At 70.0% G+C, this 13,613-nt stretch carries 15 protein-coding genes; 7 read left to right on the plus strand and 8 right to left on the minus strand.

The genetic code is table 11. The features are described from left to right. Window positions 1–92: 92 nt before the first annotated feature. From Aco03nite_RS12840 to Aco03nite_RS12850, 3 genes are all read left to right on the plus strand, one after another. On the plus strand, window positions 93–1,286 hold the full coding sequence (locus tag Aco03nite_RS12840) for a sensor histidine kinase (protein ID WP_203795284.1): 1,194 nt from the start codon (window positions 93–95) through the stop codon (window positions 1,284–1,286). Continuing rightward, complete coding sequence (locus tag Aco03nite_RS12845) at window positions 1,283–1,963, plus strand: response regulator (RefSeq protein WP_203795285.1); 681 nt, start codon at window positions 1,283–1,285, stop codon at window positions 1,961–1,963. The genes Aco03nite_RS12840 and Aco03nite_RS12845 overlap by 4 nt, the downstream gene beginning before the upstream one ends. 80 nt (window positions 1,964–2,043) lie before the next feature. Further along, window positions 2,044–2,343: a hypothetical protein gene (locus Aco03nite_RS12850; protein ID WP_203795286.1), complete on the plus strand. Its 300-nt coding sequence runs from the start codon at window positions 2,044–2,046 to the stop codon at window positions 2,341–2,343. Here the strand turns inward: Aco03nite_RS12850 and Aco03nite_RS12855 are convergent. The 7 genes from Aco03nite_RS12855 to Aco03nite_RS12885 form a co-directional block, all read right to left on the minus strand. After that, window positions 2,306–2,890, minus strand: a complete 585-nt coding sequence (locus tag Aco03nite_RS12855; RefSeq protein WP_203795287.1) for a hypothetical protein — start codon at window positions 2,888–2,890, stop codon at window positions 2,306–2,308. The genes Aco03nite_RS12850 and Aco03nite_RS12855 overlap by 38 nt on opposite strands. After that, the gene (locus Aco03nite_RS12860) at window positions 2,887–3,783 is read right to left on the minus strand and encodes a carbohydrate ABC transporter permease (protein ID WP_203795288.1); all 897 of its coding nucleotides are present in this window, start codon (window positions 3,781–3,783) and stop codon (window positions 2,887–2,889) included. Before Aco03nite_RS12860 ends, Aco03nite_RS12855 begins: the two co-directional genes overlap by 4 nt. Continuing rightward, complete coding sequence (locus Aco03nite_RS12865) at window positions 3,780–4,691, minus strand: carbohydrate ABC transporter permease (RefSeq protein ID WP_239145104.1); 912 nt, start codon at window positions 4,689–4,691, stop codon at window positions 3,780–3,782. The genes Aco03nite_RS12860 and Aco03nite_RS12865 overlap by 4 nt, the downstream gene beginning before the upstream one ends. A gap of 2 nt (window positions 4,692–4,693) precedes the next feature. Then, window positions 4,694–5,974 (minus strand): ABC transporter substrate-binding protein, encoded by a 1,281-nt coding sequence (locus Aco03nite_RS12870; protein WP_203795289.1) that lies wholly within the window; start codon window positions 5,972–5,974, stop codon window positions 4,694–4,696. A 165-nt stretch (window positions 5,975–6,139) separates the two neighbouring features. After that, complete coding sequence (locus Aco03nite_RS12875) at window positions 6,140–7,138, minus strand: LacI family DNA-binding transcriptional regulator (RefSeq protein WP_203795290.1); 999 nt, start codon at window positions 7,136–7,138, stop codon at window positions 6,140–6,142. Window positions 7,139–7,142: 4 nt separating this feature from the next. After that, a complete protein-coding gene (locus tag Aco03nite_RS12880; protein WP_203795291.1) occupies window positions 7,143–8,009 on the minus strand; it encodes a glycoside hydrolase family protein in 867 nt (288 codons plus the stop codon). A gap of 31 nt (window positions 8,010–8,040) precedes the next feature. Next, window positions 8,041–8,886: an alpha/beta fold hydrolase gene (locus tag Aco03nite_RS12885; RefSeq protein ID WP_203795292.1), complete on the minus strand. Its 846-nt coding sequence runs from the start codon at window positions 8,884–8,886 to the stop codon at window positions 8,041–8,043. 30 nt (window positions 8,887–8,916) lie between these two features. Here Aco03nite_RS12885 and Aco03nite_RS12890 point away from each other — a divergent pair, with 30 nt between their 5' ends. The 4 genes from Aco03nite_RS12890 to Aco03nite_RS12905 all read left to right on the plus strand — a co-directional run bounded on the left by Aco03nite_RS12890 (window position 8,917) and on the right by Aco03nite_RS12905 (window position 11,269). Continuing rightward, the gene (locus Aco03nite_RS12890; protein WP_203795293.1) at window positions 8,917–9,465 is read left to right on the plus strand and encodes a TetR/AcrR family transcriptional regulator; all 549 of its coding nucleotides are present in this window, start codon (window positions 8,917–8,919) and stop codon (window positions 9,463–9,465) included. 120 nt (window positions 9,466–9,585) lie between these two features. Further along, on the plus strand, window positions 9,586–10,284 hold the full coding sequence (locus Aco03nite_RS12895) for a ferritin-like domain-containing protein (protein WP_203795294.1): 699 nt from the start codon (window positions 9,586–9,588) through the stop codon (window positions 10,282–10,284). A 127-nt stretch (window positions 10,285–10,411) separates the two neighbouring features. Continuing rightward, window positions 10,412–10,879: a Panacea domain-containing protein gene (locus tag Aco03nite_RS12900; RefSeq protein ID WP_239145105.1), complete on the plus strand. Its 468-nt coding sequence runs from the start codon at window positions 10,412–10,414 to the stop codon at window positions 10,877–10,879. Window positions 10,880–10,897: 18 nt separating this feature from the next. Continuing rightward, on the plus strand, window positions 10,898–11,269 hold the full coding sequence (locus Aco03nite_RS12905; RefSeq protein WP_203795295.1) for a hypothetical protein: 372 nt from the start codon (window positions 10,898–10,900) through the stop codon (window positions 11,267–11,269). On the opposite strand, the gene Aco03nite_RS12910 is transcribed toward Aco03nite_RS12905, so the two are convergent. Next, complete coding sequence (locus Aco03nite_RS12910) at window positions 11,256–13,613, minus strand: glycoside hydrolase family 32 protein (RefSeq protein ID WP_203795296.1); 2,358 nt, start codon at window positions 13,611–13,613, stop codon at window positions 11,256–11,258. The genes Aco03nite_RS12905 and Aco03nite_RS12910 overlap by 14 nt on opposite strands.

Raw genomic sequence — 13,613 nt, forward strand, 5'->3', positions numbered from 1 at the left:
AGGGGGGATCCGGCGCGTCTGACCGAGGTCTGAACCCGAGGTCCGACCTGGGTCGGACGTCCGATCCGGACAGACCGGGATAGCGTGGCCGGGTGACCCGGCTCCACGGATTCGAGGCGCGCCGCACATCGATCGACGCCGCTGCCGCCGTTCTGCTGACCTACTTCCTCGCCACCGCCACCCTGGACCCGCCGGGCCCACGGCTCACCGACTCGGCGTGGGTGGCGTGGCCGGCCGCCGCTGCCGCCTGCCTGCCCCTGCCGGCCCGCCGCCGGTGGCCGCTCCCGGCACTGGCGGTCGCGGTCACGGCCGTCGCGGTCGCCACCGCCACCGGCACGGCCGGGATCGGGGTCCTCTTCGTGGCCTGGCTGCCGGTCGCTCCGGTGCTGTACTCCGCGGCCGCCTCGGCCGGCCGGGTGATGTCCGCTGTCGCGCTGACCGGGACCGTGGCCGCCGCCGCGGTCACCATCCCGTGGCTCTACCTGCGCACCGGCACCACCCCCGCCGACGCGCCGGAGAGCGAGGCACCGCTGTGGTGGCAGGTCGAGCTGGGAGTGGTCCTGGTCAGCCTGGTCACGGCCTGGGTCACCGGCCGGCTGGTCCGGTGGCGGCGGGCGGTCCGCGCCGAGCAGGCCCGCCGGGCGGCCCGGGACGCGGTCGCCGGCGAGCGGCTGCGGATCGCCCGCGAGCTGCACGACATCGTGGGCCACAGCCTGAGCCTGATCGCGGTGAAGGCGACGGTGGCCAACCACATCGCCGACCAACGGCCGGCCGAGAGCCGGGCCGCGCTGCAGACCATCGAGAGGACCAGCCGGTCGGCGCTCACCGAGATCCGGCGGCTGCTGGACGTGCTGCGCGCCGACGACGACCCGGGCGGGGAGCTGACGCCCTCCCCCGGCACCGCCGACCTGGCCGGCCTGGTCGAGCGGCTGCGGTCGCCGCGGTTCCGGGTCGACCTGTCCGTGACCGGTACGGACGACCTGCCGGTGGCCGTCGGGCTGACCGTCTACCGGATCGTCCAGGAATCGCTGACCAACGTGATGAAACACGCGGAGGCGAGCCGGTGCCAGGTGACGGTACGGGCGGCGGACGGCATGGCGCACATCGAGGTGACCGACGACGGCCGGGGCCGCAGACCGCACCGGGGCCGTGCAGGACAGGGGCTCATCGGCATGCGCGAGCGTGTGACGATGTACGGCGGCACGCTGTCCGCCGAGACCCGTCCCGAAGGCGGCTTCCGGGTCGCCGCCGACATCCCGTACACCGGCAACGAGGAGATCGCATGACCGCGGCAGCGCCGGACATCGCCGTGCTCCTCGCCGACGACCACGCGCTGATGCGGGAGAGTTTCCGGGCGCTGCTCGACGCCTCCCCCGGTTATGCGGCGGTGGGCGAGGCGGGCAACGGCACCGAGGCGGTCCGGATGGCCCGTCAGCTGCGGCCGGATGTGGTGCTGATGGACGTCCGGATGCCCGGGACGGACGGTATCGAGGCGACCCGGCAGATCTGCTCGGCGCCGGACACCGCCGACGTGAAGGTGCTCATCCTGACCACCTTCGACCTGGACGAGTACGTCTACTCCGCGCTCCGGGCCGGCGCCAGCGGCTTCCTGGTCAAGGACACCACCGCGGCGGAGCTGCTCACCGGCATCCGGCTGGTGGCCGCCGGAGAGGCGCTGCTGGCGCCGCGGGTGACCCGGCGGCTGATCGCCGCCTTCACCGGACAGGGCGGGCCGGCCGACGCGCCGCGCGGACTGGAGATGATCACCGAACGCGAGCGTGAGGTGCTCGGTCTGATCGCCCGCGGGCTGTCGAACACCGAGATCGCCGAGCACCTGCATCTGGGCGTGGGCACGGTGAAGACGCACATCACCCGGCTGCTGAGCAAGCTGGGCGCCCGGGATCGCGCGCAGCTGGTGATCACCGCGTACGAGTCGGGGCTGGTGCGGCCGGGCGCCCGCTGAGCCGCCGCCCGGCGCGAACTCCTCATCAGTTCACCGAAGCCGCCGATGAACAGGGGGAACCGGGCCAGGGAGGCGACGTCATGACGCAGGCAACAGGGCACGAACAGTCGCAGGGCGGATTCCGCGTCGGTACCCGGCGTGAAGGCCCCGACCAGGGCGTGGCCACGCCGGCCCCGGCGCCCGCCCGCAAGCTCCCGCCGATCGTCTGGACCCGTGTCGACCGCGGTCAGGTCCTGCGCGAGGACCTGGTCGGCGTCTCCGGCGCGGTGACCGCGATCCTGGTCGGCGTGACGGTGTTCATCGCCACCGCGATGGGCATCGCGGTGGTCCTGACGACCGTTCTCAGCTTCCTCGGACTCGACTTCTCGTCGCTGTATTAGACGGCGACGGGCCCGGGTCGGTGAGGCGGCGGTGCACCGCCAGGGAGGCGAGTAGCAGCAGGCCCGGGGCGATGATGATCAGTGGGAGCAGCATCCAGCCGACGGCGACCGTGCCGAGCAGGGCTCCGGCCAGCAGGGCGCTGCCGGCCGGGTCGGTGACGGTGTGGTGGATCGCGGTCCGGACCGGGGACGGGTCGTCCGGCGTCCAGGAGGCGGCCAGCCGCACCACCGTGATCGCCGCCAGGGCGGCGACGATCAGGCAGGCGACGAAGGCGGGTGTTCCGGCCTGGCGACCGGCGGTCAGGTTCCAGGCGAGCAGGGCGGCCAGCACCGGCAGGCCGACACTCGCCGCGGGCAGCCGCCGGAACGCGGTCCGGAAGTCGGCGGCCGCCGTGGACAGGCCGCCGCCCTCGCCGTCGACGTGCCGGCGCAGGTGGCCGGCTCCGGCGACGGCGGCGGGCAGCGCGGTGACCACACCCAGCGAGGCGGCCGCGACCGCCACGCCGGTGATCAGCACCTCGCCGAACAGGGCGAACCGCGCGTTCATCCCTTGAGCCCCTGGGTGGCGACGCCCTCGATCAGGTAACGCTGGAAGACGAAGAAGATCAACATGACCGGGACCAGCGCCAGTACGGCCATCGCGATCTGTGCCCCGTAATCGGACGTGGTGGTCTGGTCCAGATACAACCGCAACGCCAGCGGCAGCGTGTACATGTCCGGTTTCTTCAGATAGAGCAGTGGCCCGAGGAAGTCGTTCCAGCTCCAGATGAACGCGAAGATCGAGGACGTGGCGATCGCCGGGCGCAGCAGCGGCAGGATGATCGACCAGAAGATCCGGGTGTGCCCGGCGCCGTCGACCTGGGCGGCCTCGTCGAGTTCCCGGGGCATGCTGCGGATGAACTGCACCATCAGGAAGACGAAGAAGGCGTCGGTGGCGAGCAGCTTGCCGATCAGCAGCGGGACCAGCGTGTTCACCAGCTGAGCCTTCTGGAACACGATGAACTGCGGGATCAGCATGACGTGCGCGGGCACCAGCATGGTCCCGATCATCAACGCGAACCACAGGTCCCGCCCGGGGAAACGGATCCGGGCCAGGGCGTACGCGCTGATCGCACTGGAGACCACCACGGTGAGCACCGACAGCACGGCGAGCACCAGGGAGTTGCCGAAGAACTGCCAGAAGCTGATCCCGGCGATCCCGGACAGCGCCGTGCGGAAGTTGTCCAGCGTCGGCGAGGCGGTGAACGGGTTGGCGCTGCCGACGATCTGGCTGCGCTCCTTGAAGGCCGAGGCGATGGTCCAGACACCGGGGTAGAGGACCACCACCAGGACGGCCAGCGAGCCGAGGTGGAAGCCGATGCTGCCGAGCCGGCCCTTCGGTTTCGACGGCCGGTGCTCGGCCGGGGCCGTCGCCGGTTCGGTGAGTACCGCGGTGCTCACGACTGGTCACCTCCGTAGTGGACCCACGACTTCGACGAGCGGAACATGATCAGGGTCAGCACCGCCACCGCGATCGCCAGCAGCCAGGCCATCGCCGACGCGTACCCCATCTTGAGGTCGGCGAAGCCGCGCATGTAGAGGTAGAGCGTGTAGAACAGGGTCGAGCCGGCCGGGGAGCCGTTGCCGCCGGAGATGACGTACGCCGAGTTGAAGATCTGGAAGGCGTGGATCGTCTCCAGGATCAGGTTGAAGAACAGCACCGGCGAGATCATCGGCAGCGTGATGCTCCAGAAGCGCCGGGCCCGGCTAGCGCCGTCGACCAGGGCCGCCTCGTGGAGTTCCGCGGGCACCTGCTTGAGCCCGGCCAGGAAGATCACCATCGGGGCGCCGAACTGCCAGACCGACAGCAGGACGAGCATCGGCATCGACAGGGACGGGTTGCCGACCCAGCCGCCGGAGTTCCAGCCGAAGAACTGCCCGATCTCGTCGACCGCGCCCTCGGTGCCGAACAGGGCCTTCCAGACGATCGCGATGGAGACGCTGGCGCCGATCAGCGACGGGGCGTAGAAGGCCGAGCGGTAGAAGCCCTGCCCCTTGCGCCGGCCGTTGAGCAGCACCGCGACGCCGAGGGCGGCGGCCAGTTTCAGCGGCGTCGCCAGCAGCACATAGCCGAGCGTGACGGTGACCGAGTGCCGGAACCGTTCGTCGGCGAACAGCTTGGTGTAGTTCTCGACACCGATCCACTCCGGGTCGCTGAACAGGTCGTAATCGGTGAACGACAGGTACAGCGAGGCGACCATCGGCCCCGCGGTGAGCAGGAAGAAGCCGAGCAGCCACGGAGACAGGAAGGTGTAGCCGGCGGCGGTCTCCCGCCGCCGGCGTGCCTTGACGAGGGTGGGTGCGGTCACGGTTACTGCTCGAGCGCGTCGGCGGCGTTGGCGAACCAGCGTTTCGCGGCGTCGGCCGGGGTGGCCTTGCCGTAGTTGATCTCCTCGGAGATGTTGAGGAAGTCGGTCTCGATGGTGCCGAAGCCCTCCGGCAGCGCGCCCTGCGAGGCGCCGACCGACGACTTGATGCTCTCCTCGTAGGCGAGGACCGCGGCGTCCGTGCCGGCCTGCTCGATCGCGTCGCGCTGGGCCTTGGTGACCGGGAGCCCCTTCGAGGTGCCGAAGATCTTGCCGGCCTCGGGGCTGTTGATCAGGAAGTCGATGAGCTTCAGCGACTGCTTGGGGAACTTGGTGTTCTGGGAGACCGACAGCAGCATCGAGGCCTTGTAGAACAGGCCGCTGGTGCTGGTGTCGGTGGGCAGGGTGAGCTGCTTGAACTCGCCCTTGCCACCGGAGTCGCCGATGATGCCGGCGATCTGGTTGTCCCAGGTGAACTCGGAAGCGGTCAGGCTCTTGGCGAACGGCGAGACCGGCTTGAGGGCGACGACGTCCTTGGCCGGGATCAGCTCGCTGGCCCGCATCGGCGTCGTGGACTCCCACCAGGCCGTCAGGTCGGCCTCGGTGAAGTTGAGCTTGTTGCCGCTGAACGGCTCCTTGCCCTGCTGCCGCAGGTAGTGCAGGAAGATCCAGAAGACGCCGGTGTAGTCGCCGGAACCGAAGACCTTCGGCGACTTGCCCGCGCCCTTGGCCGACGCGTCCTTGATGAGCTGCTGGTACTGCGCCCACGTCATCGGCGATTTCGGCTCGGCGACGCCGAGTTCCTTCAGCAGGGCCGCGTTGTAGTTCAGGGTGAACGCGTTGGTGCCGGTCGGGATGGCGAAGGTGCCGTCCTCGTACTTGCCGGCCGGCAGGATGCTCTGGTCGATGCCGCTGACGTTGAGGTCGCCGGTGAGGTGCTCGTCGAGCTTGAGCAGCTGGTTGGTGCGGGCGTACTTGGCGAGGTACGCCAGGTCCATCTGGACCACGTCGGGGAGGCTGGAGCTGGCGGCCTCGGTGGAGCGCTGCTGCCAGTAGACGTCCCACGCGGCGAACGAGGTCTGCACCTTGATCGTCGGATTCTGGGTCTGGAACAGGTCGATGGCCTGCTTGTACTTGTTGGCGCGGTCGTCGTTGCCCCAGAAGGCGAAGTTCAGGGTGGCATTACCGGTGCCGTCGTCGACGTCGTCTCCTCCGCCGCAGGCGGTCAGGAGCGGGGCGGCAGCACCGAGCGCGCCGAGCATGAGCAAATGACGCCTATTCACCATCGTGTACTCCCATATGCTTGGATCGATTCAAGGTGGGAACCTGGTAAGCGCTTTCCCCCTGCACGTCCACCGGGCCGGGGAAGGATTTGTATCGTTACACGGAAGTGGCGCGGGACACAATGCGTCCCCGGCAACCCAGAGGTAACGAGTCCGCAATGCGGCGGGTCACACCGCCGTGGACTCGCGGGCGATCACCGTGAACCGGCTGACGAACTCCTCGTGGCCGGCACCGCCGTCGATACGCCGGGCCAGCAGTCCGACGGCGCTCTCGGCCATCGCCTGATGATCCGGGTCCACCGTGGACAGCGACGGCACCAGGAACCGCCCCTCCTCGATGTTGTCGAACCCGATCACCTTGACGTCCTCCGGAACGGCGACGGCCAGGTCGGCCAGTGCCCGCAGCGCGCCCATCGCGGCCGTGTCGGTCAGGCAGAACAGGCCGTCGAAGTCGAGACCGCCGGTCACCATGGCGTGCACCCGCTCGGCGGCGGCGCCCATCGACATCTCGTCCATCCGCTGGACCAGGCCCGGGTCGTACCGCAGACCGAGATCTTGAAGGGCCAGCCGGTAACCGGTGAGCCGCAACTCGGAGACGCCGACCTCGGTGGTCTCCACGCCGGTCAGCATCGCGATCCGGCGACAGCCCCGATCGGCCAGGTGCCGCACCGCCGCCCGGGCGCCACCGGCATTGGGCATCGCGACGTGGTCCACCGGCCCGTTGAAGATCCGCTCCCCGAGGATCACCACCGGGTACGGCACCTTGAGATGTTCGGTGTCGGCGGCGCCCATCCCGACCGTGCTCAGGATCAGCCCGTCGTAGAGCCGGTTGCGGGACAGGCCCAGCACGGCCAGCTCGTTCTCCCGGGTCGCCCCGGTCTGCTCGATGCTGACCCGCAGGTCACGGCGCTGCGCGGCGGCGATGATGGCGGCCGCGAACTGGGCGAAGTAGGGCCGGTTCACCTCCGGCACGGCCAGGCCGATCACGCCGGTCCGGCCCCGGCGCAGGTTGCGGGCCGCGACGTTGACCCGGTAGTCCAGCGCGGTCATCGCGGCGAGGACCTTGGCCCGGGTCGAGTCGCGGACGTGCGGATGGCCATTGATCACGTTCGACACGGTCATCGGGGAGACCCCGGCGGCCCGGGCCACGTCCGCGATCGTCGCCATCGTGCTAGACCGGCAACAAGGGGCCGGACAGCGTCTCGTGCCGGTCGCAGACCAGGGTGCCGCCGGAGACGGCCAGCCGGGCCACGTGGATCGACGAGCGACGGCCGTCCGGTTCGTGGGTGAAGTAGAAGACCAGTGCGTCGTCGCCGCGGACCACCACGTCGGCGTGCTGGCCGATCGGGGCGTCGTCGAGCAGCAGACCCTGCGCTTCCCAGGTGTCGAGGTCGTCGGAGCGGTGCACACGCTGACCCTGCCACTCGTCGACGATCATCCAGTGCGACCCGCCGAGAGTGAACACGTTCGGGCCCTCGTGTGCCCGGCCGCCGATGGCCTGGCCGCGGACCCGCCAGGAGTACAGATCATCGCTGTCGGCGGCCCAGGTGCGGCTCTCGTCGGCCTCGTCCTTGTACCACATCCGGTAGCCGCCGCCGGGCAGCTCGGCGACGCAGGCGTCGATGACGAACTTCGACGACAGATCCAGGGTCGAACGGTACGTCCAGTCCAGCAGATCCGTGCTGGTGTAGTGCCGGATGTGCCGCTCGTGGCCGGGCCACTGCTCCGGCACGCCACGGACCACCGACAGATACATGTGGTACGTCTCGCCGTCGTCGACGATCTCCGGCGCCCAGTAGGTGTGCCGCCCCCACTCGGTGGCCAGGCCCTCGATCACACCCCGGTAGAGCCAGGTGGCGCCGCCGTCGGTGGACGAGGCGACCCCCAGATCGGTGCCGTGCACCCAGCTCACCCCGATCGGATCGGGCACGGTGGCCCGCCGGTTGGTGTAGATCATCCACCAGGCGCCCTCGCCCCGGTTGAAGACCAGAACGGGGTCGGCGGCGCCGTCGAAGATCGGGTCACGAAAGAGAGCCATCCCGGAATTGTATCGATACAAGCCCCGCCGGTCATCGGACGACATCGAGAATCAGCCGGTTGACCGTCCCGGGTCGTTCCAACGGCAGACCGTGCCCGGCCCCACGGATGATCGTGATGTCGTGCCGCGGGAACCGCCGCCGCACCCGGCGCGGGCGCACCAGACTGCTCCGGCCGGCCAGCACGATCCGCATCGGCACCCGGATCGAGTGGATCTCGTCGTCGCTGAACGCTCGGGCCGCCGGCCGTTTCGTCCGCCAGGTCCGGGCCGCCAGCAGCACCGGCGCCACCTGCTCCGGCGGCATGGCCAGCGCATGGTTGGCGAGCAGCCGGGCCAGGACCGGGCGGGCCCGCCGCGGCGCCAGCATCGCCGGCAGCCCCGCCAGCACGTGCAGGTAGAAACGCAGTGGCACCTTCTCCAGCCCGCCGGGGTCGAGCAGCACCACGGAACCGAGCCGCTCCGGACGATGCAGGGCAAGGCACAGGGCCAGGAAGCCGCCGTACGAGTGACCGACCACCGTCACCCCGTCCAGCCCGAGCCCGGCCAGGGTCTCGTCCAGCCACGCCGCGTTCTCCGCCGAGCCGGTCACCTCCCGGGACGGGACACTGCGCCCCGGATCGTCGAGGGTGTCGATCGCGTAGACCGGATGCTCCCCGCCCAGGGCCGCGACCTGCCGGTGCCAGTGCGCGGAACCCCCGGCGGCGCCGTGCAGCAACACGATCGGCGTGCCTCGCTCGGGGCCGTAGCGGTGCACGTGCACCGTTCCGAAGGAGGTGAGCACGTCGATCTCGGTGCGGGGTTCCGGCCACGCGCGCATGGCGATCTCGTAAGCGGCCAGGTACTTCTCCCGGGCGTACTCATCGATGAAGTTAGGCATCCTTTGATGGTACGACCGTACTATCAAAGGATGCCGAAGCTGTCCGATCACGCCGAACGCCGCGCCCACATCCTCGACGCGCTGCTGCGTATCGCCGCCGCCCGCGGCCTGCACGCGGTGAGCATGCGCACGGTCGCCGCCGAGTCGGGTGTCACGGTGAGCACGGTGCAGTACTGGTTCCACACCAAGGAGCGGCTGCTCTTCGCCGGGCTGGAGCATCTGGCCCTGGGCGTGAGCCAGCGAGCGGCCTCCACCGGCGACGACGCCCGCGCATGGCTGGTCCAGCTGATCCCGGCCGACGACGAGCAGCGCGCGGCGTACACGGTGTTCGCCGCCTACCACGCCCTCGCCCTGACCGATCCGGCGCTGGCCGCGCTGCCGTACGCCCGCAACAGCGCCGCCCTGGAGAACCGGATCGCCGCCGAGTTCCCCGGCCCCGGCGCGGCGATCCTGCTCGCCCTGGCCACCGGGCTGGCCGACGGCGTGATGGCCGGCATGCGAACGGCGGAGGAGGCGATCGCCCTGCTCGACCATCAATTGGCGCGGATGGATCGAGTGGGTGTTGTGGAGGTTCCGTGACGGCCCTTACCCGGCCGCCGTCCGCGGGCCCAGGATCTGCTCATGGACTTCCAGGAACATCTTGCGACGTTCGAGAAGCACGCCCGGCGTCCTGCGGAATCGCAGCCTCGGGGCGGCCGCATGCACCCCGCGCTGATCCACAGCGTGCAGCGTTTCCAGGCCGGCGAGGACGGCGACGGCGGCAGCCTGATCGCGGCGGCGGAACGGGCCGGCGACCCGGTCTACCTGGCCGCGATCCGGCTGTTCGTGGCCGAGGAACAGAGCCATGCGGTACGCCTGGCGAACGTGCTGCGCTACGCCGGCGCCGGCACCATCGCCGGCCACTGGACCGACACCGTCTTCGTCCTGGTCCGCCGGGCCGGCGGCCTCCGCCTGGAGTTGCTGACCCTGATGCTGGCCGAGGTGGTGGCGCTGCGCTACTATCGCGCGCTGCGCGACGGCGCGGGCGACCCCTACATCTCGGACGTGGCCGCCCGCATCCTGTCCGACGAGGAACGCCACGTCCCGTTCCACCTGGACCGCCTGCGCCAGGGCTTCGCCGCCACCCCACTGCCCGGCCGCCTCGCGGTGGCCGCCTTCTGGTGGACGCTGATGACGGGGGCGGCAGTGGTGGTGGCCGCCGACCACGGCGCCGCCCTCCGAGCCCTCGGCCTCCCCCGCCACCGTTTCGTCCACGACGTGCTGCGCCTGTTCCGCCCGATGGTCCCGGCGGTACTGGGAGGAGGTTTTCACCGAGTTGGCGAATGGAGGGATGATGACCAATGCCCGCGAGTCCCTGATCCGACACCCACAGCGTCACCGCATCGATACCTTTCGTGATGTATCGAGTTCGGAACAGGTCGAAGTGGAGGCACGATCGACTTTCGCAGCACCGTTGGCGATCATGCCGAAATTGCCACCGATGCAGGGATTGGAACCCGCGGTGAGGTCCCGATACCTTGCGCCGATGACTACGAGCGCCGGTTCCGTGATCATCGCCATGGACGCCCGACGTCCCGGCTTGAGCACCGCCAAGAAGCACCTGTTGATGTTCTTCGCTCAGGGACATCACCTGGCCTGGGCCGACGAGCCACTGTTCGCGGAAGCCCTGTACGCGACCGAGAACGGTGTCACTCTGCACGACATGGACACCGCCGACGCGGTACCGATCGACGACGAGGCGCTGCACGCCACCATCACCGACGTCATCGTCCGCTACAGCGCGCTCTCTCCGGCGGACCTGCGCACCCTGGTGCAGGCGTCGTTGCCCTGGCAGTTGGCTCAGAAGCCCGGCGGCGGCACCCGCATCGAACGGGCCTGGCTGACCGACTGGTTCCGACGCCCGGACGAGACCGACGATCCCGACGACGAACGACCCGACCGGGCCGAACGCGCCGAGGCCGAAGCCTATCTGGCGGCTCGCGGGAGGCCCTGACGACTGCGAGGGGGATGCGTGGCACAGGACCCGGACACATACGCCATCTGGGGCGACTGGGATCTCCAACAGTTCAAGGTCCAGGTCGCCCGCTGGCGGAGCACCACGCCTCCTCCTCCCGACGAAGTGGTGACGGTGGTCGACCACTGGTGGCGGCGGTTGAAGCAGCCACTGGAGTGGACCGGCGCGCAGCGGGTCAGCAGCGAGAACGACCCCGGCCGGAATCTCCGGTGGATGTGGGTGCCGGATGCCCACTGGCTCGATGAGTCGGTGGGCTACTTCCGGACCCAGTGTTACTTCCGGACGTTCGAAAACGTTCGGCCGCCGCGTCTGGTCTGCGCCGAGTTCCGGACCGTGCAGGCGATGCCGCCGTTCCTCAGGACACCGTGACGTTCTGGGCGGTGCCGGCGCCGTTGTAGACGTTCAGGCCGAAACGGCCGCTCGGGTAGGCGGTGTCGGTCGTGTCGATCACCTGCGTGCCGTCCAGGAACACCTGTAGCCGGGGGCCGGTTGCCGTGACCCGCAGGGTGTAGGTGCGGCCGTGGCGGATCGTCGTCCGGTGTTCCGCCAGCACCTGGCCGGGGCGCCACAGCTTGACCACGCCCGACGTGTCGATGTTCGCCGTGTAGTGCTGGGTGGCGTCGGCGTTCGCGCGGAACGTCAGGGCCACGGCGGTGCCGGTCTCCACCCGCAACTGCCCGGTGTAGGTGAAATCGCCGCCGGTCCGCTCGCTCAGCAGGAACGCGTCACCGGCGGACTGGCCGCGCACTCCGGCGCCGGGCACCGTCCACGTTCCCGCGGCGACCGGGTTCCAGCGGGTGCCGGCGTTCGTGACGAAGCCGGGGGCGCCGAGATTCAGGTTCTGCACGGTGGCCGTTCCGCTGAACACGTTCGCCCCGAGGCGGCCCGCAGCGTAGGCCGTGTCGGTCGCGTCGATCACCGGGGCCGGGCCGTGGTCCAGGTACACCCGGAACCGGGAACCGGTGGCCACCACCCGGAGGTGGTGGCTGCGGTCGCGGACGATCGGGGCCGCCGCGGTGGCGATCACCCGGCCCGGCCGCCACAGCTTCACCACGCCGGAGGCGTCCACGTTGGCCGTGTAGTGGTCCCGGAACGTCAGGCCCGCCGCGGCGGCCGTGCCGAGCCGCAGATCGCCCTCGTACACCAGATCGCCCGCCGACTGCGCGCTCAGGTAGAAGCCGTCACCACTCGCGGTCCCCCGCTTGCCGTCGGCGGTGTCGCCCCAGGTTCCGCCGGAGGCCTGCCACGGCCCGGTCAGGTTGCCGGCCAGGGTCGACTCCCCCACACCCCAGGTGCTGCCGATCCGGTGCAACTTCAGCGACGGCACGACTGCCGCGCCGCCCTCGGCGAACACCTGCACACCCTGACTGGCCGCGGCCGAATCGAAGGCGACGTTGTCGGTCCAGGAGAACGCCCCGTCGTTGCCGAAGATCTCCAGCTGACCGCGATCGATCAGCAGCCGCAGCCGGACTTTCCCGTTGACGGCGGGCAGCGGTTTGCCGTCCAGGGTCTGTGTGGCCCGGTCGTAGGTGACCGCCCGGTCGTAGCTGCCGTCGGCCCGGGTGTGCAGCCGGAATCCGAACCGGGTGGCCGACGACGCGGCGACGTCGAACTCGGCCTCCAGCTCATAGGTGTCGGCGCTGACGCCGGTGAGCGGATTCGCGGTGGTCACGGTCAGTCCGCTCCACACCTGCGAGGCGGTGCGCAAGGCGGCCACTTCACCGATCGGCGTACGGGTGACCCGCACGCCCTGGGCCGAGTTCCGCAGGCCGAGCTGGGCCGGGATGCTGGCGTTGCCGGTCCACACGCTGCCGCGGTTGCTCGGCTGCCACGCCATCTGCACCACCCGGTCGTCCGGCATGTTGGCGAACGTCAGCCCCGCGTAGAACGTGCCACCCGCGTCGTTGCGACCGAAATCCATCACCTGCGGCCCGATCCACGTGCTGCTGAAGGTGGTGCCGTCGAAGGCGCCGACCACGTACTCGCCGCTGGCGTCGGTGAGCACCCACCGCTTGTCGGCCGGGTTGCCGTCGACCGGGAGCTGGAACATGTCCGGGCACTCGAACAGCCATCCGGCCGCGTACCGGCTGGTGAACGTCCAGTCGATCAGGTTCGCCGAGGTGTAGAAGTTGACCCCGTTGCCACCCGCGTCGGACCAGACCACCATGATCCAGCGCCGGGTCGGCGCGTGCCAGAACACCTTCGGATCCCGGCTGGTGCCGGCCATGGTGACCAGCTTGCGGCCGTTGTCGAAGCTGGCGAACGTCTTCGCGCCGTCGGTGCTGTACGCCATGCTGACACCGTTGGTGCCGGTGAACACGATGATCGGGTCGTCGTCGCCGGACTTGAGCCCGGTGACGTTCCCGGTGTCGACCACGCCCGCGCCGGACCACAGATCACCCTGGTGCACGCCGGGCTCCAGCGCGATCGGCTTTTGCGTCCAGTGCGTCAGGTCGGTGCTGGTGGCGTGACCCCAGTGCATCGTGTCCCAGGCCAGCCCGTGCGGATTGTGCTGGAAGAACAGGTGATAGGTGCCCCGATAGTAGAGGGGCGCGTTCGGGTCGTTCATCCAGCCGGACCGCGGACTGAAATGGAACTGCCCGCGCTGGGCCTCGGTGTAGGCGGTGTCCTGATATGGGAACTCGGGATAGGTGCCGGGGCTGCCGGCTGCGGTCGGGAACGCCAGTAGGACGGCCAGGAGCGTTCGGAGCAT

It is taken from the genome of Actinoplanes couchii (genome assembly GCF_016862075.1).
GTDB lineage: Bacteria > Actinomycetota > Actinomycetes > Mycobacteriales > Micromonosporaceae > Actinoplanes > Actinoplanes couchii.

Bases quoted from the DNA above. Each gene is read 5' to 3' on its own strand.
- Aco03nite_RS12845 (WP_203795285.1), top strand. From the start codon at position 1,283: ATGACCGCGGCAGCGCCGGACATCGCCGTGCTCCTCGCCGACGACCAC.
- Aco03nite_RS12850 (WP_203795286.1), top strand. From the start codon at position 2,044: ATGACGCAGGCAACAGGGCACGAACAGTCGCAGGGCGGATTCCGCGTC.
- Aco03nite_RS12855 (WP_203795287.1), bottom strand. From the start codon at position 2,890: ATGAACGCGCGGTTCGCCCTGTTCGGCGAGGTGCTGATCACCGGCGTG.
- Aco03nite_RS12870 (WP_203795289.1), bottom strand. From the start codon at position 5,974: ATGGTGAATAGGCGTCATTTGCTCATGCTCGGCGCGCTCGGTGCTGCC.
- Aco03nite_RS12875 (WP_203795290.1), bottom strand. From the start codon at position 7,138: ATGGCGACGATCGCGGACGTGGCCCGGGCCGCCGGGGTCTCCCCGATG.
- Aco03nite_RS12880 (WP_203795291.1), bottom strand. From the start codon at position 8,009: ATGGCTCTCTTTCGTGACCCGATCTTCGACGGCGCCGCCGACCCCGTT.
- Aco03nite_RS12885 (WP_203795292.1), bottom strand. From the start codon at position 8,886: ATGCCTAACTTCATCGATGAGTACGCCCGGGAGAAGTACCTGGCCGCT.
- Aco03nite_RS12890 (WP_203795293.1), top strand. From the start codon at position 8,917: ATGCCGAAGCTGTCCGATCACGCCGAACGCCGCGCCCACATCCTCGAC.
- Aco03nite_RS12895 (WP_203795294.1), top strand. From the start codon at position 9,586: ATGCACCCCGCGCTGATCCACAGCGTGCAGCGTTTCCAGGCCGGCGAG.
- Aco03nite_RS12900 (WP_239145105.1), top strand. From the start codon at position 10,412: ATGACTACGAGCGCCGGTTCCGTGATCATCGCCATGGACGCCCGACGT.
- Aco03nite_RS12910 (WP_203795296.1), bottom strand. From the start codon at position 13,613: ATGCTCCGAACGCTCCTGGCCGTCCTACTGGCGTTCCCGACCGCAGCC.